Source organism: Erythrobacter sp. NFXS35 (assembly GCF_040148725.1).
In the GTDB taxonomy this organism is placed as follows: Bacteria; Pseudomonadota; Alphaproteobacteria; order Sphingomonadales; family Sphingomonadaceae; genus Erythrobacter.
In genome coordinates, this window is the sequence record NZ_JAGDEB010000003.1 from 169,137 (window position 1) to 193,130 (window position 23,994).

The window sequence follows — 23,994 nt, forward strand, 5'->3', positions numbered from 1 at the left end:
AGCGGGAAGGTTCTTGCGCGGGACACGAATAGCCCTCTAGGCTCAGCCAGCAATCTTCGCAATCGGAGCGAAACCGTGACCAAGCCTGACACTGAAACGCGCGACCTGGTGATCCTCGGCGGGGGGCTGGTGGGGATGACGCTGGCGCTGGCGGCGGCGAAAAAAGGCTTGTCGAGCCACGTGATCGACCGCGCCGATCCGGCGGAACTGACCGCCGAAGGTTTCGACGACCGCGCCACCGCGATCTCCACCGCCAGTTGGCACCTGTTCGAAAATATCGGAATCGCCGCCGGCCTCGAACAATTTGCCTGCGACATCGCCAGCATCGCGGTGACCGATCAGAACAAGCCTGGCAGGCTCGATTTCCAGCCCGGCGCGGCTGGCGGCACGCTGGGACGGATGTTCCCCAATCGCCGCCTTCGCCTCGCGCTGTTCGAAGCGGCGGCCAAGGAACCGCTGATCCACTGGACCTCCATGGCACACGTGATCGAACGCCAGCGCAGCGAATATGGCGTTGCCGCCGTGCTGGCCGATAGCCGCAAGCTGAAGGGTCGGCTGATGGTCGCCGCTGAAGGCCGCCAGTCGCCCACCCGCGATTCTGCCGGAATCACGCTGGCGAAATGGGATTACAAGCACCGCGCGATCATCGCCGGGCTGACGCATGAAAAGCCGCACGGCAATGTCGCCTGGGAAATCTTCTACCCCGCGGGGCCATTCGCGCTGCTGCCGCTGAATGACGATGCCGATGGCACGCACCGGTCCTCGCTGGTGTGGACCGTTTCGGAAGCAGATGGTGCAGGCGTGATGAAGCTGGGCGACCGCGCATTCCTCGCCGAAGTCGAAAAGCGGATGGGCGGGGTGCTGGGCAAGGTGCAGACGGTCGGCGCACGGTCGTCATGGCCGCTGGGATTTCACCACACCGCGAAGATCACCGCCGAACGCCTCGCACTGGTCGGGGATTCGGCGCACGGCATCCACCCGATCGCCGGACAGGGGTTGAACCTCGGCCTGCGCGATGTCGGCGCACTGGTGGAGGTGCTGGCCGATGGCGCACGGCTCGGTCTCGACCCGGGCGATCCCGAGCTGCTCAAGCGTTATGAAACGTGGCGCGGGCTCGACAGCTTCATGGTGGCGCTGGCGACCGACGGGCTGACGCGGTTGTTCGGCGTGCCGGGCAAGACCGCATCCGCCGTGCGCCGCCTCGGCATGGCGGCGGTGCAGCGCACCCCGATGCTGAAGGATTTCTTCATGGACGAAGCACGCGGCGTTTCGGGCGATCTACCGGCAATTCTGCGGGGTTAGGTAACCCGCTTTCCCGAGTTACTGACCCAGAACCAGTGGGCTCAACTGCCGCACCGGATTGCCTGCCCCGTCACGCAATCCGCGTTGATCGAGCACGGCGGCGGTTTCGATCACTTCCAGCGCTTCCATCGCCGTGCGATACCGCTCGGCATCCGCGATCCATGCGGCGGCCTTGTCGGCGCCCGGCATCCCCTTCACCTCGTCGATCGCATTCTGATAGCGGCCCTGTTCCAGTGCCCAGCGCGCACGCTCCAACCGGCGCTCCGGCTGCGGCGAAGGCGTGCTTTCGCGGCGAAACACGAACAGCTGGCCGAGTTCGCGCTGGAATGTCTCCCACGATGGCCCCTGATTGCTTTCGCGCAGCTGCGGACCCAGCCCTTCGAGCCGGGCCACAAGCCCGTCGAGCCGCACCGGACTGCGCGAGAATTCGACGATGGTGCTGACCGCGTTGGGCCATTGGTCGCCGAACCGCAGCCGCAGCTGATCGGCCAGATAGCCCAGTTCCGCCCCGCGTTCGACCGCGCGTCGGGTGGCAAAGGCAATCAGGAGACTTTCCGCGCGCGCGGCATTGCCCGCCGCCGCCTGCGCCTGCAGATCGAGCCGGGCGAGCCGCTGTTCGGCGGCGGCCAGCCGCTGGTCCAACCCGCCCTGTTGTTCAGCCACGCGAGTCACGGCCTCGACCGCCTCCTCCGCATTGTCGGCCTTGATCGCGTCGGCAAGCGGCGTTGGCGAAGGCGTTTGCGGCAGGCCCGTTGACGCCTGGGGTGTTTCGCCCGCTTCGGCCACGATCACCGCATCGGCGCCGATCGGCGCGGCGCGTTCGGGCTGGAGATTGTACCACACCACCCAGCCCACCAGCGCGCCGCCCGCGATGAAGGCGGTCAGCACGGCCAGCATCAATCCCCGACCCGAGGACGGTTTGCGGCGGCTTGTATATTTCGGTTCCATTATGATCCGTTCTGCGACCTTGCGTATCCCCGCCGCGCCGGCGCCGCGATTACGGCTTTCCGGCAGGAGGAACGGGCATGGAGCGCCACTTTTGGCACAAGTCAAATACCAATGCGAGGAACGCAGGCTCATCGGGCCGGGGCGCGATGTGGACGGCGGCCCAGCCCCGTCCTGCCGCATCCGCGATCCGGGGGCCGAGCGCGGCCAACGCAATCCGCCCACGATCCAATGCCAGCCGGTCGCACTCGGCCGCGAAATGCCGCGCGGTCGCCGCCGAATGCAGCAGCACCAGAGCCTCTCCCGATCCCAGCAGTTGCGCGGAGGGATCGAGCGGCAGCGGACAATTGCGATAGGCGATCACAGTGTCGAAGGTGACGCCCGAAGCCGGGGTCAGCGGAACGTGTTCCTCCCCGGCAATCCGCAGCAGGTGGCGCGGGCCGGGAATAGCATCGAGCACCCCTTGCAATCCCCCGCTGCCGACCATTTCGACCACGAACCCGGCCGTGCGTGCGGCGCTGGCGGTTGCCTCGCCCACGGCGAAGACCGGTTTGTCTGCCAGCCGTGCCAGCTGCGGCCCGCCATGCGCGAACACATTGGCGCTGCCGATCAGCAGGGCATCGAACAGGGCAGGATCGGGACAATTCCAGGACACAGGCCGGATTACGGACAAGGCGTGCCCGGTGATCGCAAGCCCCAGCGCGCGCGCCTTTTCCAGCGTGGCGGTCAGCCCCGGCTCGGGCCGCAATGCGAGCAGGTTTGCGCTCATCCCGCCGTTCGGAAATGCTGAGCGATGCCGGCCGTGGCACGCGCCAGCAGATCGGCCGCCAGCGCGCGGACGGGGGCATGATCGCCCACGGCAAAGCGCGCGCTGCCTTCGATCCGCTCGGCCCCATCAGGGCTGAACAGCGCGGCACGCATCGCGAGTTCGCCGCCCGCCAATTCGCACAGCACCGCAACCGGCGAATGGCAGGTCCCGCCCAGTTCGGCCAGCAGCGCGCGCTCGGCCTCCAGCTCGGCGCGGGTGGGGGCGTGGTCGATTGCCGCAAGCAGCGCGGTGGTGGCCGCATCATCGGCGCGGCATTCGATCGCGATCACGCCTTGCGCGGCGGCGGGAATCCAGTCGACCTGATCGAGCGGCTGCCCGACTTCGCTCTGCCCCAGCCGTTCCAGCCCGGCAGCGGCAAGGAACGTCACATCCGCCTCCCCCGCCTGCAGCTTGCCGAGCCGGGTGGCGACATTGCCGCGGAAGGTCACGACCCGGCAATCGGGCCGCAGGTTGAGCAGCTGCGCGGCGCGGCGCGGGGCGCTGGTGCCGACAACCGCGCCTTGCGGGATATCCGCGATGCTGGCCGCCCCGACCAGACTATCGCGCCGGTCGGCGCGCGGCAGGAACGCGGCAAAATGGAATTCGCGCGGACGAATCGTTTCGACATCCTTGGCCGAATGCACCGACAGATCGATCCGACCTTCGCCGAGCCATTGATCGAGTTCCTTGGTCCACAGCGCCTTGCCGCCGATTTCGGACAGCGGCCGGTCGAGCACCTTGTCCCCGCTCGCCAGCACAGGGACGAGTGCAATCGCGTCCTCGTCCCAACTGTGGGCCGCGCACAGGCGAGCACGTGTTTCGACCGCCTGCGCCATCGCGAGGGGGGAATTGCGGGTGCCGAGGCGTAATCTCGGGGATGCTGCGGGTACGTCGGTCATAGCTAAGCTTGCCCTAGCTTTCATAGCGACTAGATGGAAGTCGGATGGGATCGGCAACGCACACCTCTGATGCAGCTATCGCGCGCCCGCTAGTTCTGGGCATAGAATCGAGCTGCGATGAAACCGCTGTGGCACTGGTGCGCGGCGACGGCGCGATCATTGCGCAGGCCATCGCCAGTCAGGAAGCGGAACACGCGCCCTATGGCGGCGTGGTGCCCGAAATCGCGGCGCGGGCGCACGCCGAACGGGTCGCGCCGATGATCGCACACGTCATGGCGGAGGCGGGGCTGAGCCTCGACGAGGTGGATGCCATCGCCGCCACCGCCGGACCGGGGCTGATCGGCGGGGTAATGGTCGGCCTTGTCAGTGCAAAGGCGTTGGCGATGGCAGCGGGCAAACCGCTGCTGGCGGTCAACCATCTGGAAGGTCACGCGCTTTCGCCCCGGCTGGCGGATGCGGGCCTCGGCTTTCCCTATCTGCTGCTGCTGGTATCGGGAGGGCACTGCCAGATCCTCGCCGTCGAGGGCGTGGGACAATATCGCCGCCTTGCCACCACCATTGATGATGCGCTGGGAGAGGCGTTCGACAAGACCGCCAAGCTGCTTGGCCTCGGCTATCCCGGCGGGCCTGCGGTGGAGCGGCTGGCTTTGCAGGGCAATCCCAGGGCGGTGCCTTTGCCGCGCCCGTTAAAGGGTTCACCCGAGCCGCATTTCTCCTTCGCCGGCCTCAAAAGCGCGGTAATGCGCGCGGTGGAAAGCGGCGCGCACAAGCCTGCCGATATCGCCGCAAGTTTTCAGCAGGCCGCCGTCGAATGCCTGATCGATCGGCTGCAATTCGCGCTGACCCGCGCTGGCCCCTTCCCGGCGCTGGTGGTGGCAGGCGGGGTCGCGGCGAATCAGACCGTGCGCGCCGCGCTTGAAGCCTTCGCCGGGAAGAACGCCATGCGCTTCACTGCGCCGCCGCTGGCGCTGTGCACCGATAATGCCGCGATGATCGCATGGGCCGGGTGCGAGCGGCTGGCGAGTGAAGGTTGGACGCGGGACGGCGACTTCGCCGGAGACCCGCTCGACTTCGTCGCTCGCCCGCGCTGGCCGCTCGATGCCAGCGCCGATACGGTGCGCGGAGCCGGAGTGAAGGCATGACAGCACAGCCAACCATCGGCCCAAAGACATTGGGGGTTATCGGCGCTGGCGCATGGGGCACGGCGCTGGCGCAGATGCTCTCCAGCGACGGGCGCGACGTGCTGCTATGGGCTTACGAGCCGGAAGTGGTCGCCGCGATCAACGCCGATCATCGCAATCCGCTCTATCTGCCGACCGCCGCCCTCGCCCCCACCATCCGGGCGACCGGCGACCTTGCCGAATTCGCCGGGATCGACACCGTGCTGGCGGTCACGCCCGCGCAGGTGCTGGGCAAGGTGCTGGCCGGTCTGCCGCGCAGCCCACGCGATCTGGTGCTGTGCTCCAAGGGGATCGAGGCAGGCACCGGACGGCTGATGAACGACGTTGCGCGAGACGCCGCGCCCGGCAGCGCCATCGCGGTATTATCCGGCCCGACCTTCGCGCATGAGGTCGCCGCCGGGCTGCCGACCGCCGTAACCCTCGCCTGCGGGGGCGGCAATGACCAATGGGACCGGATCTCCCCCGCCATCGCCCGGCCCGCCTTCCGCCCGTATTATTCCGATGATGTGGTTGGCGCGGAGATCGGCGGCGCGGTCAAGAACGTGCTCGCCATTGCCTGCGGCGTGGTGGAAGGGCTCGCGCTCGGCCAGAACGCTCGCGCCGCATTGATCGCGCGCGGATATGCCGAGATGCTGCGGTTTGGCGAATCGCTGGGCGCACGTGCCGAAACGCTCAGCGGATTGTGCGGTCTCGGCGATCTGGTGCTGACCTGTTCCTCCACCTCCAGCCGCAATTTCTCGCTTGGCAAGGAACTTGGAGCGGGTGCCTCGGCTGCCAAGCTGATGGCCGACCGCCGCACCGTGGCCGAAGGCGCGCACACCGCGCCGGTGCTCGCCGAACTGGCCGATAAGCGCGGAACGCCGATGCCGATTGTCGCTGCGGTCAATGCCATCCTTGGCGGTGAAAGCGCGCGCGCAATCGTTGCCGGACTGCTCGCCCGCCCGCTCAAGGCCGAACGGGAAGCCTCCGACAAGGAACACGAGGCGTGAGCCAGCCTCCCGCCCAGCCTGCCGCCGCGCCTGAAAAGGGGGGCGACGATCTCGCCACGCTGGCAAAGGGCGGGCGCACCAACACCATGGGTTTCGTCATCCGGCTGGTGGCGCGCATTCCGTTCCTGGTTATCGCGACCCGCCTGTATGGGGCCGAGTCGCTGGGCCGCTTCGCATCGGCAATGGTGCTGATCGAGATCATCGCGCTGATCTGTTCGCTGGGCGAGAAACGCGGTCTGGCGCAGCGCCTGTCCGAAGGCGCAGGCGAGGATCGCAGCAAGGAAGTGAACCTCGTCTACGACGGGATCCTGCTGGCGCTGGCCTATTCGCTGGTCGCCGCCGGGCTGCTGCTGCTGTTCCCGGAACCGATGTTCCCCAACGGCATGAACTCGCCGCTCGACATGTGGCTGGTGGCCACCATTCCCGCCTTCGCCGTCACCGAGATCTTGCTTGCCGCGCAGGCCTACCGGTTCGACATCGCCACCACCGTCCGGGCGCGGGCGATTGTCGAACCGTGGACGATCTCGATTGCAGCTGGGGTGTTCTTCTTCATCCCCGAAACGCGCGATGCAGGGCTGGCGCTGGCCTTCATCGCCTCGATCTATGCCGGGTTGCTGACCGCGCTTTGGCCGTTCCTGCGCACCTTCGGTCTGCCGCGCAACTGGAGGCCTGCGCCCCGTGCGATGCTGGCGATGTCCACCCGCGCGTTCCCGCTGGTCGGAGCCGACGCGATCGAGCGCGGCACGCGGCTGCTGGATATTTTCATCCTCGGCCTGTTCGCGCCCCCGCAGGCGGTCGGCATCTATTACGCCGCGCAGCAGATCGCATCGCTGCCGCAGAAGCTGAAGACCAGTTTCGAACCGATCCTGTCACCGGTCATCACCAAGAACCTGCGGATCGGCAACATGGGTGCCATTGCCGCGCAGGTGCGGCAGGTGGGGTTCTGGATCATCGCGGTGCAACTGGGCATCGCGCTGGTGCTGGGTCTGCCGGGCGAAGCGGTAATGGGTCTGTGGGGGCCGGATTATGTCGCGGGCACTGCGGCCCTCGCCTTGCTGCTGGCAGCCGAAGTGGTCGCCTCCATGGCGGTCGTCTCGGAAAGCGTGCTGGTATACATTGCGAGGAAGCGCAATCTGGCGATTTCGGTCGGGGTGATCGCGCTACAGGCGGGCCTGACAGTGGCGCTGATCCTCGCCGCGCGCAATGCGGGGCTTGGCGCGGGATACGAAGCGGCGGGGGCGGCGGGCGCGTTGATGATCGCGCTGGCGGTATCCAGCCTGGTCAAGGCGCTGCTGCTCAAACACTTGCTGGCAGCGCCCGTTTCCAACTGGCGCTGGCCACTGGTTCATGCCGCCGCCGCAGCGGTGGTGGTGGGCTATGTCTTCACTCTGCTGCCCGAATGGATCGAGCTGCTGTTCGGCATTCCGGCGGTGCTCGGCACCTATGCGCTGGTGATCTGGCGGCGCGGCTTCGGCGAGGAGGACAAGGTGCTGTTCCGCAAGAATGTGGTGCCCGCACCGGTCAGCGATTCGTCCGCCGTTTAGGGCGTTCAGTCGCTATTCACGGCCGCGAATCGATTTTCCCCGTCGCTGAAACAAGCGGGGAGAACAAGGTGATGCGTGGGACTCGTCTGATCGGAATGGCGGCGCTGTGCGCTGTGGTTGCAGGCTGCGCGAAGGAAGCGCCCGAAAACCTCGCCAAGGCTCCGGCGCTTCCGTCAGTGGTGGGCGCTCCGCCCCCGCCGCCGCCGCCCCCGCCGCCCTCAATCGCGCCCGCGTCTCAGGAAGTTCTTGCCGTCACCGCGAGGCGCCGTAGCGATGCTGTCATGGCTTCACGGGCCTATTTCGCTCCGCCCGTCATGGTCGCGACCGATCCGGGCCGCGAGCAATATGACGGCAAGGAAGTCTCCCCCGTCAAGCTGACCAGTGCCGAACCGGTCTCCACCTTCAGCGTCGATGTCGATACCGGCGCCTATGCCAACACCCGCCGGTTCTTGACGCAAGGCATGATGCCCCCGCAGGATGCGGTGCGCACCGAGGAAATGATCAACTATTTCCGCTACGACTACGCGCGCCCGAAAGACCGCAGCCAGCCTTTCACCGTGACGACCGATGTCGCGAAGACGCCGTGGAACGACGGCACCTACCTGATGCGCATCGGCCTGCGCGGTTACGATATCGACACCGCCGAACGCCCGCCCGCCAACCTCGTATTCCTGATGGATGTCTCGGGATCGATGAACGCTGCCGACAAGCTGCCGCTGGTCAAGACCGCGCTCGCCGGACTGGCGGGCGAATTGTCGGCGAAGGACAAGGTTGCGATCGTGGTCTATGCGGGCGCGGCTGGCATGGTGCTGGAACCCACCAGCGACACCGGCAAGATCCGCCGCGCGCTGGAGAGCCTGTCTGCTGGCGGATCGACCGCAGGGGGCGCAGGCATCGAACTCGCCTACCGCATCGCCGAAGACAATTTCATCAAGGGCGGGGTCAACCGCGTGATCCTTGCCACCGACGGCGATTTCAATGTCGTGCGTTTCGAACACCAAGGCCCTGATCGAACTGATCGAAAACAAGCGCGATAGCGGCATCACGCTGACCACGCTCGGCTTCGGTCAAGGCAATTACAACGAAGCGATGATGGAGCAGATCGCCAATCACGGGAACGGCAATTATTTCTACATCGACAGCGCGCTGGAAGCGAAGAAGGTGCTGGGCGAGGAGATGTCGAGCACGCTGTTCACCATCGCCAAGGATGTGAAGATCCAGGTGGAATTCAACCCTGCGGTGATCGGCCAGTACCGTCTGGTCGGCTATGAGAACCGTGCCTTGCACGAAGAGGATTTCGACAATGATCTGGTCGACGCAGGCGATATCGGCGCAGGCCATCAGGTGACGGCGATCTACGAAGTGGTGCCGGTGGGCGGCAAGGGCTGGATCGCGCCGCGCAAGTATGAAGACAAGCCCGATGCCGCCGCCACCGCACGTCTGGCCGAAGCCGCCAACGTCAAGCTGCGCTACAAGCTGCCCAACGGGAAAACCTCGAAACTGATCGAGCAGGCGCTCGCTTCGGGAGCGTTCAAGTCTGCCGCGCTGCCGAGGGGTGATTTCGCCTTCGCCGCTGCGGTCGCCGCCTTCGGGCAGGTGCTGCGGGGCGACGAGATGATGATGGGCTACAGCTTCGATCAGATCGGCGGGCTGGCCGGCGATCAGAACAGATCGGGCAAGGACAATTTCTGGCGGCAGGAATTCCTGCGGCTCAACGCGCTGGCGGGGAGCATGAAGGGCGGCTGAGGCCCAGGCTGTATTGCCGCGTTAAGGGGTTGGGCTTGACCCGGCAGGGCTGCTAAGGGCGCGGGCAACCGAATCCTGAACGGAGCTTTTTCCCGCATGTCGCCAGATATCACCGCTGCCCTGCCCCTGATCGTCATCGGCCTTGTGCTGCTGGTGCTGGTCGTCTGGCTGGTCATGCGCACGAACCGCAAATCGCGGGTGGTCGATCAGAACGCCACCACCAAGACCGACGTGCTCGATGACGGGGCCGAGCGGGCCAGGCGCAATCAGGCGCTGATCGACGCGCCGCGTGCGCCGGAGGTGTCGCAGGGGCCGCTGTCCGCCGCCGCCAACACCCAGACGATCGCCGCCGCGCCGCTGGGAACCGATGCCGAGGCTGGGCCGCAAGTGGCCCCGGCCACCGCCGCATCTGCCGAAGCTGCCGCACCTGCCGCGCCTCCTGCAACGCGCCCGGTGCCCGCGCCAATGACCCCGCCGACGCCCCCTGCCGCGACCGGTGGCAGCGACGATCTGACTCGAATCAAGGGAGTCGGCCCCAAACTGGCGGCGCTTCTAGGCGATCTTGGCGTTTCCAGCTTTGGCCAGATCGCCGAATGGTCGGCTGCCGATATTGAGCGCATGGACGCGCAGCTGGGGCGTTTTTCCGGGCGCATCGCCCGCGATCAATGGGTTGCGCAGGCCCGGTTACTGGCAGCGGGCGACGAAACGGGCTTCTCCGAAAGGTTCGGTCGGAACGGATAAGAAACGCGCAAGGTTTGCCTCCAAATCGTGTTACTCTCCGCCGTAGGGGGAGTCGTGGACACGGGGAGAGGACCCATGCCCTTGCGGATTTTGGTGGCGGAAGACGAATTCATAACGGCCTTCGACCTGTGCGATACCTTCGAGGAAGCGGGTTATGAGGTCGAAGGGCCGCATGCCGGGATATCCTCGGCGATGCTCGCCTGTCAGAAGGAAAAGCCCGATCTGGCGATCCTCGATATCGAACTGGTCGATGGGCTGACCTACGAACTGGCGCAGAAACTGATCGACGATGATGTGCCGGTGATCCTCCATTCCGAACGGGCCGATCGCGATGCAATCGCCGCCCGTTTTCCACGCGCGGTCGCGGTGGCGAAGCCCTGCCCGCCAGCCGCACTGCTGGATATGGTCGGGCGCGCGCTGGCGACCTGCTGAAAGGGCCGCCAGCGCGCCGCTCACCACCACGCTTCGCCGCGCTACCCCTTGCCCCGCCCCGCCAAGCCTGCAAAAGCTGGGCAAAGAAAAAGCAGGAGCAATCATCGTGCATGGCACCACGCCCGCAGCGCCGAAAAGCGGCATCGTCCCGTTCAACTGGGAAGACCCGTTCGACATCGAAAGCCAGCTGACCGAGGAAGAGCGGATGATCCGCGACGCCGCGCACGGCTTTGCGCAAAGCGAATTGCAGCCGCGCGTGATCGATGCCTTCCGCGAAGAGGTGGACGCGCCCGAACTGTTCCCGCTGATGGGCAAGGCCGGGCTGCTGGGTGCGACCATCCCCGAAGAATTCGGCGGCGCGGGCGCGGGCTATGTCGCCTACGGCCTGATCGCGCGCGAAATCGAGCGGGTGGATTCCGGATACCGCTCGATGGCGAGCGTGCAGTCCAGCCTCGTGATGCATCCGATCTACGCCTATGGTTCTGACGAACAGCGCCGCAAATACCTGCCCGGTCTGGCCGCTGGCGAGTTGATCGGGTGTTTCGGCCTCACTGAACCCGATGCGGGCAGCGATCCTGCGGGGATGAAGACCTTCGCCCGCAAGGACGGCAATGATTACGTCATCTCGGGCAGCAAGACCTGGATTTCCAATTCGCCCTTCGCCGATGTGTTCGTGATCTGGGCCAAGTCCGAGGAACACGGCGGTGCGATCCGCGGTTTTGTGCTGGAAAAAGGCATGACCGGGCTGTCCGCGCCCAAGATCAAGGGCAAGATATCCTTGCGCGCCTCGACCACCGGGATGATCGTGATGGATGAAGTGCGGGTGCCTGCGTCCGCGCTGCTGCCCAATGTCGAAGGGCTGAAAGGCCCGTTCGGCTGCCTCAACCGCGCGCGTTACGGGATTTCGTGGGGCGCGATGGGCGCAGCGGAATTCTGCCTTGCCGCCGCGCGGCAATACGGCCTCGACCGGCACCAGTTCGGACGACCCCTGGCAGGCACGCAGCTGTTCCAGAAAAAGCTCGCCGACATGATGAGCGACATCGCCCTGGGCCTGCAGGCGTCCTTGCGCGTGGGCCGCTTGATCGACGAAGGGCGGTTCGCGCCCGACATGATTTCGATCGTGAAGCGCAACAATGTCGGCAAGGCGCTCGATATCGCGCGGGCCGCACGCGACATGCACGGCGGCAACGGCATTTCCGAGGAATATCAGGTCATCCGTCACGCGGTGAACCTCGAAACGGTCAACACCTACGAAGGCACGCATGATGTCCACGCGCTGATCCTGGGCCGTGCGATCACGGGGATTGCAGCGTTCTGATGGGGACCTTGGGGAAGGCTCTGTCCTACACCTGCGCATCGCGGCATGGTGGCCGGATGGAAACGCGGGCAGCGAGGAGCAGCAAGAACGATTTTGGACCGCTGATCGAGGGGCGCGGTTTTCTGTTCCTGAACAGTGTCTCATGTGTCTCCTACAAGCGTCTGCAAGCACCCCGGATCGCGGGATTTCGCACATGAAGCTCTATGGCTACTTCCGCTCCTCGACCTCGTACCGTCTGCGGATTGCACTGAATCTCAAGGGGCTGGCGTTCGAGAACGTGCCGGTGAACCTCGTCACGGCTCAGAACAAGGACGCGGCCTTCACGCAGCGCAACCCGTTCGGATCGCTGCCGATGCTGGAGGCGGACGGGCGCGACCGCGCACAGTCGATGGCGCTGCTGGAATGGCTGGACGAGGCTTATCCCGATGCCCCGCTGCTGCCGGGCGACATCGAAGCGCGCTATACCATGCGCGAACTCGCCTACGCCGTCGCGACCGAGATTCACGCGGTCAACAACCTGCCGGTGCTGAAATACCTGAAGGACCCGCTGGGCCACTCGCAGGACGAGATCGACACGTGGTACCGCCATTGGCTGGCGCGCACGCTGGTGCCGGTGGAGGCGCGGCTGGCACAGCTTGGAACCGGCGACTTCGTTCACGGCGATGCGCCCGGCCTGTTCGAGGTGGTGCTGATCCCGCAGCTCTACAATGCGCGGCGGTTCGATTACGACCTGTCGGCCAGTCCGCACCTGACCCGGATCGAGGCCGCGTGCCTAGCCCTGCCCGCCTTCGCGGACGCCCATCCCGATAACCAACACGATTCGCCCGAGAGGAACCCACAATGAAGCTCGCAACCCTCGACAATGGCACGCGTGACGGGATGCTGGTGGTGGTGTCGAAAGACCTCACCCGCTGCTGCGCCGCCGGTTACATCGCGCCGACCTTGCAAGCCGCGCTCGACAATTGGGAGCGGGTCGCGCCCGAGCTCGAACTGCTCGCCCGCGATGTCGAGCATGAGACCGTGCCGTGCGAGCGCTTTCACGAACGTCAGGCCCATTCGCCCCTGCCGCGCGCGTACCAGTGGGCCGATGGGAGCGCCTATATCAATCATGTCGAACTGGTGCGCCAAGCGCGCGGGAGCAAGGTGCCGGACAGCTTCTACTCCGATCCGCTGATGTATCAGGGCGGATCTGACGCTTTCCTGCCGCCGCGCGCAGACATACCGCTGGGCGATGCGGCATGGGGCTGCGACATGGAGGGCGAAATTGCCTGCATCACCGACGATGTGCCGATGGGCGTCAGTGCAGAAAACGCAGCGGGACACATCAAGCTCATAATGCTGGTGAACGACGTATCCTTGCGAGGGCTGATTCCGGCGGAACTGGAAAAGGGCTTCGGCTTCTTCCAGTCCAAGCCCGCCAGCGCGTTTTCACCGGTTGCGGTCACGCCCGACGAATTGGGCGAAGCATGGGCGGACAGCCTGATCCACCTGCCGCTGATGGTGGACTATAACGGCGCGCCGTTCGGCAGAGCGAATGCAGGGCAGGATGCGACCTTCAACCTTGCGCAGCTGGTCGCCCACGCTGCCAAGACCCGCAACCTGGGCGCGGGCACGGTGATCGGCACCGGCACGGTATCGAACAAGGGCGCGGACGGCGGCGCGGGAACGCCTGTGGCTGACGGCGGCGCGGGCTATTCCTGCATCGCGGAAATCCGCATGATCGAGACGATCCGCGATGGCCAGCCCAAGACGCCGTTCATGCAGCCGGGCGACACGGTGCGGATCGAGATGCGCGATGCAGACAACCACTCGATCTTCGGCGCAATCGAGCAGCAGGTGGTGGCGGTCTGAGAAGGTTTAGCTCTCGAAACCGAGGCTCTCCGCCACCGCTGCGTTGACGATCCGGCCCTGATGCACGTTCAGGCCGGGGGCAAGGTGGGGATCGTCCTCGCACGCCTTTAACCCCTTGTTTGCCAACGCCAAACCGAACGGCAGGGTTGCGTTGTTGAGCGCGTATGAACTCGTCAGCGGCACCGCACCGGGCATGTTGGCGACGCAGTAGTGGATGATGCCGTCCACCTCGTAAGTCGGGTTCTCGTGCGTGGTGGCATGTGAGGTTTCGAAGCACCCGCCCTGATCGATCGCAACATCGACCAGCACCGCGCGGTTCTTCATGTCACCAAGCATCGCGCGGGTCACAAGGTGCGGCGCGCTGGCGCCCGGGATCAGCACCGCGCCGATGACCACGTCGGCCTCGCTCACCGCCTGTTCGATCGTGCCCGCGGTCGAATAGCGGGTGATCGCGCGGCCCTGGAACATCTCGTCCAACTGCCGCAAGCGCGGGAGCGAGCGGTCGAAGATCTCCACCGTCGCGCCCAGCCCCACAGCCATGCGCGCAGCCTGCGTGCCGACCACGCCGCCGCCGAGCACCACGACCCGCGCCGGGAGCACGCCGGGAACCCCGCCCATCAAGGTGCCGCGCCCGCCATTGTTCGCCCGCAGCGCATGCGCACCCGCCTCGATCGAAAGGCGCCCGGCAACCTCGCTCATGGGGGCGAGCAGGGGCAAGCCGCCGCCCGGCCCGGTGACAGTTTCATAGGCGATCGCCGAAACACCTGCACTCATCAGCCCGCGCGCCTGGTCGGGATCGGGCGCAAGGTGGAGATAGGTGAACAGAATCTGGCCTTCGCGAAGCTGCACCCATTCGCCGGGCTGCGGTTCCTTGACCTTCACCACCATTTCGGCGCGGGCGAACACCTCTGCGGCGCTGTCGACCACGTCGGCACCGGCCTTGCGGTACGTGTCGTCTTCCTTGTCGATCCCCAGCCCTGCGCCGGCCTGGACGATCACGCGGTGTCCGGCAGCGATGTATTCGCGCACCGCTTCGGGGGTGAGGCCGACGCGAAACTCGCTTGGTTTAATTTCCTTGGGAACGCCGACCAGCATGATTCTCTCCTCGCGATGCAGCGGAATCGCGGCTAGAGTAGGCGCAACATAATTACAAGTTCGCGCAAGGTCGAATCAAACCGAGGAGCAAGCCCATGGCCGCCTATCCCACTCTCAAGATGCTCATCGATGGTGAGTGGATCGAAACCGGGGAAGCAGGGACGATGGCGGTGGTAAACCCGGCCACCGGGCAGGCCATCGGACATTGCCCCAAGGCGAGCCCGCAGCAGCTCGATGCCGCGCTCAAGGCGGCTGACGACGCCTTCGCGCACTGGAGCCGCACCTCGGGCGCGGAGCGCCATAGCTTCCTGCGCCGCGCCGCCGACCTGCTGCGCGAACGCGCGCCTGCCATTGCCCGCATCGTCACGGCCGAGATGGGCAAGCCGCACGCGCAGGCAGTGGGCGAAATCACCGGGCTGGCCGATGTGACCGACTTCCTTGGCGAGGAGGCCAAACGCAAGGGGGGCCGCCTGATCCCGACCCGCGGCGCGAACCTGATCGCACAGATGGTAACGCACGAACCGATTGGCCCAAGCGTGCTGCTCACTCCGTGGAATTTCCCGGTCAACCTGCCGGGCAAGAAAATCGCCGGCGCACTGGCGGCGGGCTGCACCGCGATCCTGAAACCGGCGGAGAACACCCCGGCCTCGGCGCAATTGCTGGTCGAATGTTTTGTCGATGCGGGTCTGCCAAAGGGCGTGCTGAACCTCGTCTATGGCGATCCCGGCCCTGTGTCAGAACACCTGATTGCCTCGCCGGTTACCCGCAAGGTCAGCTTCACCGGATCGACTGCAGTGGGCAAGCAATTGGGCGCGCTGGCGGCCAGTCACATGAAGCGCTTTACGCCCGAGCTTGGTGGCCATGCGCCGGTGATCGTCAGCCGCCATGCCGATCTCGACCGCGCCGTCGCAATGTGCGCGGCCACCAAGTTCCGCAACGCCGGGCAGGTTTGCGTCTCGCCCACGCGATTCCTGGTGGACAAGGCGATCTACGACAACTTCGTCGCCGAATTCGCCGCTCACGCGGGCAAGCTGAAGGTGGGCGATCCGGGCGCCGACGAAAGCGTAGACATGGGGCCACTTGCCCACGGGCGCCGGATTGCCGCAATGGAGGCGGTGGTCGCCGATGCCGGAGGAAATCGCGGCGAAGTGGTGACGGGCGGTTCCGCCATCACCGGAAGCGGTTTCTTCTTCCAGCCGACTGTCATCGCCAATCCGGCGCCCGACAGCCGGTTCATGACGGAAGAGCCCTTTGGCCCGATTGCCGGTGTTGTTCCCTATGAACGGATCGAAGACGCGGTGCGGATCGCCAATTCCCTACGCTATGGCCTTGCAGCCTATGCTTTCAGCGGCGATCTGGACGAAGCGCATTACCTCGGGCGGGTTTTGCGCGCAGGGATGGTGGGGATCAACCAGTTGATCGTGGCGTCACCCGAAACCCCGTTCGGCGGGGTCGGCGACAGCGGCTTCGGTTCCGAAGGGGGTGAGGAAGGCTATCTCGCCTTCACGGACACCAAGCTGGTGATGATGGCAAAGTCCGGCGGCTGATGCCAGCGGTCGGTTTACGCGATCAGGCTGGCGAGCCGCGATAGCAGCGAGCCACGGCTCTGCATCGGCTGGATGCGGCCATAGCGCGCTCGTCGCGAGAATTCGTCCTGAATGCAGACGGTCCGACACATTGGATCCGGCCCGCTGGACCAGATTGTTGGTCTTGCCATTGATCGCTTCCCGATTCGCGTTTCTTGTCATCACCAAACTAACAGCAAATCTGTGGAAAAAGTATGAAGAACATGGTTAACCGCCTTGCGTCCGCCTCGGCCTATCGATCCGTGCGCCGCACCCCGGCAGATCGGACGTCTTTCAGGGTCGGATAACCGTTAACGGCCATCAAAAGATCGGCCTCGGCCAGGATCGAACGTAACACCCAGGCCGCGCCCTCCGCGCCGCCGAGGGCGAGACCATAGGTATAGGGCCGACCCACACCGACCGCGCGCGCGCCCATCGCCAGCGCCTTGATCGCATCGGTTCCGGAGCGCACGCCGCTGTCGAACAGCACCGGCGTATCGCCCGCAGCTGCGACCACGTCGGCAAGCAGATCGATGGTGGCGATCCCGCCATTGGCCTGCCGCCCACCGTGGTTGGAGCAGTACACCGCGTCCGCCCCGCAATCGACCGCGCGGCGCGCATCGTCGGGGTGGCAGATGCCCTTGAGCACGATCGGCAGTTTCGTCACCGATTTGAACCACGCCATGTCATCCCACGTCAGAACTTGGCCAAATGTCGCCGCCCAAGTGAAGATTGCCGCCGCCGGGTCTTCCTCGGGCGGCTTGGCGAGCAGCGAGCGGAAGACGGGATCGGTGAAGTAGTTCTGCAGCACCTTGCCGCGCAGCTGCGGGAAGTTCGAGGCGTTCAAATCGCGCGGGCGCCAGCCGGTTACCCAGGTATCCAGCGTCACCACCAGGGCGCTGTAGCCCGCATCCTCGGCGCGGCGGATCAGGCTGGTGGCGAGCTCCCTGTTCTTGGGCGTGTAAAGCTGAAACCACGCGGGCGTATCCCCGCAGGCCGCCTTCACATCCTCCAGCCGATCATTGGCGAGGGTCGATGCGCAGAACGGCACCCCCGTCATTGCCGAAGCGCGTGCAGCGGCCATGTCGCCATGGCGATCCTGAGACGCCTCTCCGTTCAATCCGATCGGCGCCATGAACAGCGGCGTAGGATAGGTCTGGCCGAACAATTCGATGGAAAGGTCGCGCTCCGCACAATCGACCATCATGCGCGGCACCATGCCCCAGTGGCGAAAGGCAGCGGCGTTCTGGTCCTGCGTGTGTTCGTCCCCGCACCCGCCCGCGACATAATTCGTCAGGCTCGGCCCCAATGCCTCGTGCGCGCGTTTTTCCAGCGTGGCGAAATCGACCGGAAAGGTCGGCAGGATGCCGCGCAGGCCGGCATTGTAGATCTCGTTCTGCATTGCGCCGAAATAGGTCATGGCGTTGCTCTCTCCCGTTTTCTGTTTGGCAGAGATTCAGACCATGCAGCGCTGCGGGGCAAGCGGTTTTTCAAGCAAAGAAGCGTTGCAGCCGGGGTCGGACCTTGAGGAATTGCAGGTAGGCCGCCTCCAGCACGCGCAGCACCGTGCCATTGCGCGCCGCCAGCCCGAGCGGGCGCAGCAGCGGGATTGCGCGCCACATCGCTGCGAAGGCCGCTGCGCCGTCATGTACTACGCCGCCTTCTTCGGCATGGAAACGGGCGAGCAGCGCTGCGCGGTCGATCGGACAGGAGAGGTCTGCGCCCTTGGCCACATCGACAAAGGTGATCGCCTTGCGCTTGTCGAGCCGCCGCATCAGCGCGATCTCGCGCTGGCACAGCGGGCAATCGCCGTCGAACCAGACCTTCACCGGCTGGTTCACGGCGCGATCCACAACCGGATTATGTAAGCGACCACGCCGAGCACCGCGACGCTCGCCGCCCAGATGCCCGCCATCCAAAGCAGACGCTTCCACAGCGGGGGTTCTGGCGGCGGCTCCGGTGGAGCGAGCATCAGTGATACCCCTCGTCCGCAACCTTGCCGCGGAACACCCAGTATGCCCAGATGGTGTAGGCGATGATCAGCGGCATCGTGATCGCCACGCCGACGAGCATGAAAATCTGGCTGCTTTCCGGCGCGGCAGCGTCCCAGATGGTGACGCCGGGCGGGACGACATAGGGAAAGATCGTTACCCCCAGCCCCGCCATACCGAGGAAAAACAGTGCAATGGCCAGCCAGAACGGCTTGGAATTGCGGTCCCGCGTGATCGCCCGCAGCATCGAGATCGCGATGATCGCGGTCACAATCGGCACTGGCGCAACCCAGTATATCTGCGGAGCGGCCAGCCAGTGCGAGGCATATTCGGGATTGAGCGTGATGTTGTAGAGGCTCACCGCGCCCATCAGCACGATCGTCGCCGCCGCCGACCGCACAGCCAGCTTGCGCGCATGGGCCTGCTCGTCGCCGTCGAGCTTCCAGATCAGCCAGGTGCTGCCCAGCAGCGCATAGCCCGCCACCGTGCCGAGGCCGGTCAGCAGCGTATAGGGCGTGAGCCAATCAAACCAGCTTCCGGCATAGGCGCGGCCTTCCACCTCGATCCCCTGCAACAGCGCGCCCAGCGTCATGCCCTGCGCCAGTGCGGCGACCAGCGAGCCGCCGGTGAAGGCGCCGTCCCAAAACGCGCGGTGGGCCGGATCGCGCCAGCGGAACTCGAACGCGACTCCGCGGAAGACGAGGCCCAGCAGCATCGCAATGATCAGCGGATAGGTCGCAGGCAGGATCACCGCATAGGCCAGCGGGAAGGCGGCGAATAATCCGCCCCCTCCCAGCACCAGCCAGGTCTCGTTCCCGTCCCACACCGGCGCGATCGAGTTCATCGCCCGGTCGCGTTCGCGCCCGACAGCGAAGGTCGGAAAAAGGATGCCAATGCCGAGGTCGAACCCGTCCATCACCACATAGGCGAAGACGGCAAAGGCGATGATGAATGCCCAGATGACGGTCAGATCCATCATGCGTCCTCCCGCTCGCCATGCCGGTTGGCCTGATTATCGCCGGGCCAGGTGTCGTCCTGTCCCGGATTCTGCGACGGCCCCGGCGTGATCCCGGCGGTACGGATCGGGCCGACATCGCCGCGCTTCACGCCGTACTCGCCAGCATGCGGCGCCTTGCCCATCAATTTGAGGATGTACCAGATGCCGATGCCGAAAACAGCGAAGTATACCAGCACGAAAGCGAGCAGCGACGCGGCAACTGCAGGCGCATCCAGCGGACTGGCGGCATCGGCAGTGCGCAGCAGGCCATAAACGACATAGGGTTGGCGGCCGACTTCGGTGGTGATCCACCCGGCCAGCACTGCGGCGAACCCGGACGGCCCCATCAGCACAGCGGTGCGGTGCAGCCACGGCATGTCATATAGCCTGCCGCGCACCCTGCCCCACAGGCTCCACAGCCCGATACCGAGCATTGCAAAACCGATGCCGACCATGATCCGGAAGCTCCAGAACACGACCTCGACCGGCGGTTCCTCGTCATCGGGAATGGTATCGAGCCCCGCCATCGGCGCGTTCAGATCATGCTTGAGGATCAGCGAGGATGCCTTGGGAATTTCTATGGAATACCGCACCGTCTTCGTCTCGGAATCCGGGATGCCGAACAGGATCAGCGGTGCGCCTTCGGGGTGGCTGTCGAAATGCCCCTCCATCGCCATGACCTTCTGCGGCTGGTGTTCGAGCGTGTTGAGCCCGTGCATATCGCCTGCGAAAATCTGCAACGGCGTGACGATTGCCGCCATCCACATGGCCATCGAGAACATCGTGCGTGCGTGCGGGCTGGCGCGGTCTTTCAACAGGTGCCACGCACCCACGGCTCCGACGACGAAGGCGGTGGTGAGATAAGCCGCCATCACCGTGTGAACGAGGCGGTACGGGAAGCTCGGATTGAAAACGATATCCCACCAGCTTTCGCCAGGCATGAATTGACCGTTGGCACCCATGACGTAGCCGACGGGCGTGTGCATCCAACTGTTCACCGACAGAATCCAGAAGGCGGACACGAAGGTGCCCAGCGCCACCATCAACGTTGCGGCGAAATGCAGCTTCTTGCCGACCTTGTTCATCCCGAACAGCATCACGCCGAGGAAGCCCGCTTCGAGAAAAAAGGCGGTCAGCACTTCGTACGCCATCAGCGGTCCGATCACCGGCCCGGCGACGTCGGAGAATACCGACCAGTTGGTGCCGAACTGGTAGGACATCACGATGCCGGACACGACGCCCATCGCAAAGGCAATGGCGAAGATCTTCAGCCAATATTTGAACAGGTCGAGATAGACCGGCTTGCCGGTCTTCAGCCACAGCCCTTCGAGCACCGCGAGAAAGCTCGCCAACCCGATCGAAAACGCCGGGAAGAAGAAATGGAAGCTCACCGTGAAGGCAAACTGAATCCGCGCGAGCATCAAGGCGTCGAGATTTTCCAACATGGCTAGCAGCTAATCCCTTGTCGGCAGCGATCAATTGCAATGGCTGCACGCGATATACGGTTTGAAGGCGAAAGGGTTGCACCGCCGGACGGGTTTGGGGGGAGTGTCCGGCGGTGCATAGGGTGGGCGAAGCAGGACCGGCTCAGATGAGACCGCGTGCTTCGTCCGGGATCGGGGGCGGCAGCTCATCGCCGTTATCGAGCGCCAGATCGGCAAAGGCCTTATCCTGCGACAGAAACACGCGGCCTTGTATGTCGTCGAGAAAATGAGTGCGTTTCAACCGGTCCATCACCGGGCCTTTCACTTCCGACAGGTGCAGCTTCACCCCGGCATCGGCGAGGCGGTGATTGATCGCCTCCAGGCTCTCCAGCCCCGAAGCGTCAATCGCGTTGACCGCACTGCACATCAGCACCACGTGCCGCAGCGCCGGACGTTCGGCGACCTGTTCCAGCACATATTCCTCCAGCCAGCGGGCGTTGAGATAGGTCAGGCTTTCATCGATCCGGATCGACAGCAGGTGCGGCAGGGTCAGCACTGTGTGGCGATCGACATTGCGGAAATGCTCGGTCCCCGGCACCCGTCCGACGATGGCGGCATGGGGACGGCTGGCGCGCCACAGGTAGAGCAGCAGGCCAACGGCAACCCCGGCGATCACGCCCATTTCGACCCCGGCCAGCAGAGTGATGGCAATGGTTGCCGCGTGGGCGGCAAAATCGGCCTTGGAATAGGCCCATAACAGGCCCGGTGTCTTGAGATCGACCAGGCTCAGCACGGCAACGATGATGGTCGCGGCGAGCGTCGCGTTGGGCAGGTGGAACAAGAGCGGGGTCAGGAACAAGCTGGCGAGTGCGATGCCCACCGCAGTGTATGCGCCCGCCGCCGGGGTTTGCGCGCCCGCATCGAAGTTCACCACAGAACGGGCAAAGCCGCCCGTTACCGGATAGCCGCCCGACAGAGCCGAAGCGATATTGGACGCGCCCAGCCCGATCAGTTCCTGATCCGGCGCGATCCTCTGGCGGCGCTTGGCCGCGAGCGTCTGGGCGACCGAGACGCTCTCGACAAAGCCGATCACCGAAATCAGCAACGCAGGCACCCACAGCGCCTCGATCAGCGCGAGGTCGGCCTGCGGCAGAGCGAAAGGCGGCAGGCCTTGCGGAATGGCTCCCACCACTGAAACCCCGCGCGCCTCCAGCCCGAACGCAACGACAGCGATGATCGTCATCGCAACAGCCACCACCGGCCCGGCCTTGGCGGTCATGTCGGCCGCGCGCGGTGCGAGCCCGAGCGTCATCAGCGCGGGCTTCGCGCCCTTGCGCACCCAGAACAGGAACAGCGTTGCCGGGATGCCGATGGCGAGGGTGGGAAGATTGATATTCCCCAGTGCGCCCGCCAGCCCGGCCAGCATTTCCGGCCAGGTCTCGCCCGAGGCCCTGACCCCAAGGATATGCTTGAGCTGGCTGGTGGCGATCAGAATCCCGCTGGCCGAAATGAACCCGCTGATCACCGGGTGCGACAACAGGTTCGCCAGGAACCCCAGCCGCAGCAGACCAAGCACCGTCAGCATCACACCCGACAGCGCCGCGAGGGTGATCGCCGCTTCCATGTAGGCCGCCGTCCCCGACGCCGCGACCGCGCCCGCCGCACTCGCCGTCATCAGTGAAATCACCGCTACCGGGCCGACCGCCAGCGTGCGGCTGGTGCCGAACAGCGCATAGGCGACAAGCGGCAGGATCGAGGCGTAGAGCCCCACCACCGGCGGCAATCCCGCCAGCATCGCATAGGCAAGGCTCTGCGGGATCAGCATGATGGTGACGATCACCGCCGCCATCAGGTCGCTGGTCAGGACATCGCGATTATAGGTGCGGCCCCATTCGAGGATCGGGAGATAGCGCTGGAGCATGGCGGGCGCTCCTATTGTGCGATCAGGCCGCCAGGCCCGGCCAGCCACTCGCGCCCCTTGAGCATCCCGTTCCAGTAGATCCACGGCAACAGGTCAGCCTTGAGCATCCACGAAAGGCGTGCCGGTTTGGTCCCGTCGACCAGCCATGTCGGGAAGCTCGGCGCGAGCTTGCCGCCATAGGCGAATTCGGCGAGCACGATCTTGCCGCGCTCCACGGTAAGCGGGCAGGAGCCATAGCCGTCATAGCCTGCCGTCGGCCCTTTTCCGGACAGCTGGCGCAACGCATTGACCGCAACCACCGGCGCCTGCTTGCGTGCAGCAGCAGCGGTCTTGGCGTTGGGCATGGAACCGGCATCGCCAAGGCCGAAGATATTGGGCCAGCGCACGTGCTGGAGCGTGTGCTGGTCGACATCCGTAAAGCCGCTCTCCGCCGCCAGCGGGCTATCGGCGAGGAATTGCGGGGCGACCTGCGGCGGAACGACATGCATCATGTCGAAACTCCGGGTCACCTCACCCTCGGCCGTTTGGAACACCGCGACCTGCGCCCGCCCGTCGACCGCGACAAGATTGCTGCCAAGCGCAAGATCGATGCCGTATTTTCCGACATATTCCATCAGTGCCGGAACATAGTCCGCAACCCCGAACAACACGCCGCCAGCATTGCGGAATTCCACCGCGATATCGCTCAACACGCCTGCGCGCCGCCAGTGGTCGCAGGCGAGATACATCACTTTTTGAGGCGCGCCTGCACATTTGATCGGCATCGGCGGCTGCGTGAAGATCGCCTTGCCCGACCTCAAGTTCTGCACCAGTTCCCAGGTGTAAGGTGCCAGATCGGCGCGGTAATTGGAGGTGACGCCGTTCTGCCCGAGCGTTTCTTCGAGCCCCGCAATCCTTTCCCAGGCGAGCCGGATTCCCGGAGCGACGATCAGCACCTCATACCGGATGGTACTGCCGTTGGCGAGCGTGACCTGATTATCGTCGGGCTGGAAGCTTGCCGTCGCCTGCCTGATCCATGTCGCGCCTTTGGGGATCACACTCGCCATCGGGCGCATGGTGCTGTCAAGGTCGAACACCCCGCCGCCGACCATCGTCCAGCCGGGCTGATAGGCGTGGGTCTCGCCCGGCTCGATGATCGCGATGTCGAGCCGGGGCTGGCGCTTCAGTATTGAAGCCGCCGTGGCAATTCCTGCTGCTCCGCCGCCGACGATGACGACCTTGTGAGATGCTGTGTTCATGATGATC

Annotated in this window: 23 protein-coding genes; 12 read left to right on the forward strand and 11 right to left on the reverse strand. The window is 65.2% G+C overall.

The genetic code is table 11. The annotated features are described in order from the left end of the window. Window positions 1-135: 135 nt before the first annotated feature. Window positions 136-1,302: an FAD-dependent monooxygenase gene (locus J3454_RS12425; RefSeq protein WP_502878610.1), complete on the forward strand. Its 1,167-nt coding sequence runs from the start codon at window positions 136-138 to the stop codon at window positions 1,300-1,302. Window positions 1,303-1,320: 18 nt separating this feature from the next. On the opposite strand, the gene J3454_RS12430 is transcribed toward J3454_RS12425, so the two are convergent. The 3 genes from J3454_RS12430 to hemC are packed head-to-tail and all read right to left on the reverse strand — an operon-like array spanning window position 1,321 to window position 3,954. Beyond that, window positions 1,321-2,250 carry a hypothetical protein gene (locus J3454_RS12430; protein WP_349514093.1) on the reverse strand — a complete coding sequence of 310 codons (930 nt, stop codon included), beginning with the start codon at window positions 2,248-2,250 and terminating at the stop codon, window positions 1,321-1,323. Between the two features lie 49 nt (window positions 2,251-2,299). Next, on the reverse strand, window positions 2,300-3,016 hold the full coding sequence (locus tag J3454_RS12435) for a uroporphyrinogen-III synthase (protein ID WP_349514094.1): 717 nt from the start codon (window positions 3,014-3,016) through the stop codon (window positions 2,300-2,302). Next, on the reverse strand, window positions 3,013-3,954 hold the full coding sequence (gene hemC, locus J3454_RS12440) for a hydroxymethylbilane synthase (protein ID WP_349514095.1): 942 nt from the start codon (window positions 3,952-3,954) through the stop codon (window positions 3,013-3,015). The genes J3454_RS12435 and hemC overlap by 4 nt, the downstream gene beginning before the upstream one ends. Before the next feature lie 44 nt (window positions 3,955-3,998). On the opposite strand from hemC, the gene tsaD reads away from it, so the two are divergent. The 10 genes from tsaD to J3454_RS12490 all read left to right on the forward strand — a co-directional run bounded on the left by tsaD (window position 3,999) and on the right by J3454_RS12490 (window position 13,756). Beyond that, window positions 3,999-5,096 (forward strand): tRNA (adenosine(37)-N6)-threonylcarbamoyltransferase complex transferase subunit TsaD, encoded by a 1,098-nt coding sequence (gene tsaD, locus J3454_RS12445; RefSeq protein ID WP_349514096.1) that lies wholly within the window; start codon window positions 3,999-4,001, stop codon window positions 5,094-5,096. Then, entirely contained in the window at window positions 5,093-6,124 is a 1,032-nt protein-coding gene (locus tag J3454_RS12450) for an NAD(P)H-dependent glycerol-3-phosphate dehydrogenase (RefSeq protein ID WP_349514097.1), read from the forward strand. The genes tsaD and J3454_RS12450 overlap by 4 nt, the downstream gene beginning before the upstream one ends. After that, window positions 6,121-7,668, forward strand: a complete 1,548-nt coding sequence (locus J3454_RS12455; protein WP_502878594.1) for a lipopolysaccharide biosynthesis protein — start codon at window positions 6,121-6,123, stop codon at window positions 7,666-7,668. The genes J3454_RS12450 and J3454_RS12455 overlap by 4 nt, the downstream gene beginning before the upstream one ends. Before the next feature lie 71 nt (window positions 7,669-7,739). Further along, window positions 7,740-8,705 (forward strand): vWA domain-containing protein, encoded by a 966-nt coding sequence (locus J3454_RS12460; RefSeq protein ID WP_349514098.1) that lies wholly within the window; start codon window positions 7,740-7,742, stop codon window positions 8,703-8,705. Continuing rightward, the gene (locus J3454_RS12465) at window positions 8,647-9,414 is read left to right on the forward strand and encodes a YfbK domain-containing protein (RefSeq protein WP_349514099.1); all 768 of its coding nucleotides are present in this window, start codon (window positions 8,647-8,649) and stop codon (window positions 9,412-9,414) included. The genes J3454_RS12460 and J3454_RS12465 overlap by 59 nt, the downstream gene beginning before the upstream one ends. Before the next feature lie 96 nt (window positions 9,415-9,510). Continuing rightward, a complete protein-coding gene (locus tag J3454_RS12470; protein ID WP_349514100.1) occupies window positions 9,511-10,155 on the forward strand; it encodes a helix-hairpin-helix domain-containing protein in 645 nt (214 codons plus the stop codon). A 75-nt stretch (window positions 10,156-10,230) separates the two neighbouring features. Further along, window positions 10,231-10,587 carry a response regulator gene (locus J3454_RS12475; protein ID WP_349514101.1) on the forward strand — a complete coding sequence of 119 codons (357 nt, stop codon included), beginning with the start codon at window positions 10,231-10,233 and terminating at the stop codon, window positions 10,585-10,587. Window positions 10,588-10,729: 142 nt separating this feature from the next. After that, window positions 10,730-11,905 (forward strand): acyl-CoA dehydrogenase, encoded by a 1,176-nt coding sequence (locus J3454_RS12480; RefSeq protein ID WP_349514584.1) that lies wholly within the window; start codon window positions 10,730-10,732, stop codon window positions 11,903-11,905. A gap of 193 nt (window positions 11,906-12,098) precedes the next feature. After that, a complete protein-coding gene (gene maiA / locus J3454_RS12485) occupies window positions 12,099-12,749 on the forward strand; it encodes a maleylacetoacetate isomerase (protein ID WP_349514102.1) in 651 nt (216 codons plus the stop codon). Beyond that, window positions 12,746-13,756 carry a fumarylacetoacetate hydrolase family protein gene (locus tag J3454_RS12490; protein WP_349514103.1) on the forward strand — a complete coding sequence of 337 codons (1,011 nt, stop codon included), beginning with the start codon at window positions 12,746-12,748 and terminating at the stop codon, window positions 13,754-13,756. The genes maiA and J3454_RS12490 overlap by 4 nt, the downstream gene beginning before the upstream one ends. Window positions 13,757-13,762: 6 nt before the next feature. On the opposite strand, the gene ald is transcribed toward J3454_RS12490, so the two are convergent. Continuing rightward, window positions 13,763-14,851 carry an alanine dehydrogenase gene (gene ald / locus J3454_RS12495; RefSeq protein ID WP_349514104.1) on the reverse strand — a complete coding sequence of 363 codons (1,089 nt, stop codon included), beginning with the start codon at window positions 14,849-14,851 and terminating at the stop codon, window positions 13,763-13,765. A gap of 95 nt (window positions 14,852-14,946) precedes the next feature. Here ald and J3454_RS12500 point away from each other — a divergent pair, with 95 nt between their 5' ends. Beyond that, the gene (locus J3454_RS12500; RefSeq protein ID WP_349514105.1) at window positions 14,947-16,398 is read left to right on the forward strand and encodes an NAD-dependent succinate-semialdehyde dehydrogenase; all 1,452 of its coding nucleotides are present in this window, start codon (window positions 14,947-14,949) and stop codon (window positions 16,396-16,398) included. Between the two features lie 271 nt (window positions 16,399-16,669). Here the strand turns inward: J3454_RS12500 and J3454_RS12505 are convergent, their stop codons facing one another. The 7 genes from J3454_RS12505 to J3454_RS12535 form a co-directional block, all read right to left on the reverse strand. Next, complete coding sequence (locus J3454_RS12505) at window positions 16,670-17,836, reverse strand: alpha-hydroxy-acid oxidizing protein (protein WP_349514106.1); 1,167 nt, start codon at window positions 17,834-17,836, stop codon at window positions 16,670-16,672. A 70-nt stretch (window positions 17,837-17,906) separates the two neighbouring features. Further along, entirely contained in the window at window positions 17,907-18,257 is a 351-nt protein-coding gene (locus J3454_RS12510; RefSeq protein WP_349514107.1) for a thiol-disulfide oxidoreductase DCC family protein, read from the reverse strand. Continuing rightward, the gene (locus J3454_RS12515; RefSeq protein ID WP_349514108.1) at window positions 18,254-18,388 is read right to left on the reverse strand and encodes a DUF2474 family protein; all 135 of its coding nucleotides are present in this window, start codon (window positions 18,386-18,388) and stop codon (window positions 18,254-18,256) included. Before J3454_RS12515 ends, J3454_RS12510 begins: the two co-directional genes overlap by 4 nt. Beyond that, window positions 18,388-19,386 carry a cytochrome d ubiquinol oxidase subunit II gene (gene cydB, locus J3454_RS12520; RefSeq protein ID WP_349514109.1) on the reverse strand — a complete coding sequence of 333 codons (999 nt, stop codon included), beginning with the start codon at window positions 19,384-19,386 and terminating at the stop codon, window positions 18,388-18,390. Before cydB ends, J3454_RS12515 begins: the two co-directional genes overlap by 1 nt. After that, a complete protein-coding gene (locus tag J3454_RS12525; RefSeq protein ID WP_349514110.1) occupies window positions 19,383-20,849 on the reverse strand; it encodes a cytochrome ubiquinol oxidase subunit I in 1,467 nt (488 codons plus the stop codon). The genes cydB and J3454_RS12525 overlap by 4 nt, the downstream gene beginning before the upstream one ends. Before the next feature lie 142 nt (window positions 20,850-20,991). Beyond that, a complete protein-coding gene (locus J3454_RS12530) occupies window positions 20,992-22,749 on the reverse strand; it encodes a SulP family inorganic anion transporter (protein WP_349514111.1) in 1,758 nt (585 codons plus the stop codon). An 11-nt stretch (window positions 22,750-22,760) separates the two neighbouring features. Then, window positions 22,761-23,987 (reverse strand): NAD(P)/FAD-dependent oxidoreductase, encoded by a 1,227-nt coding sequence (locus J3454_RS12535; protein WP_349514112.1) that lies wholly within the window; start codon window positions 23,985-23,987, stop codon window positions 22,761-22,763. Window positions 23,988-23,994: the final 7 nt, after the last annotated feature.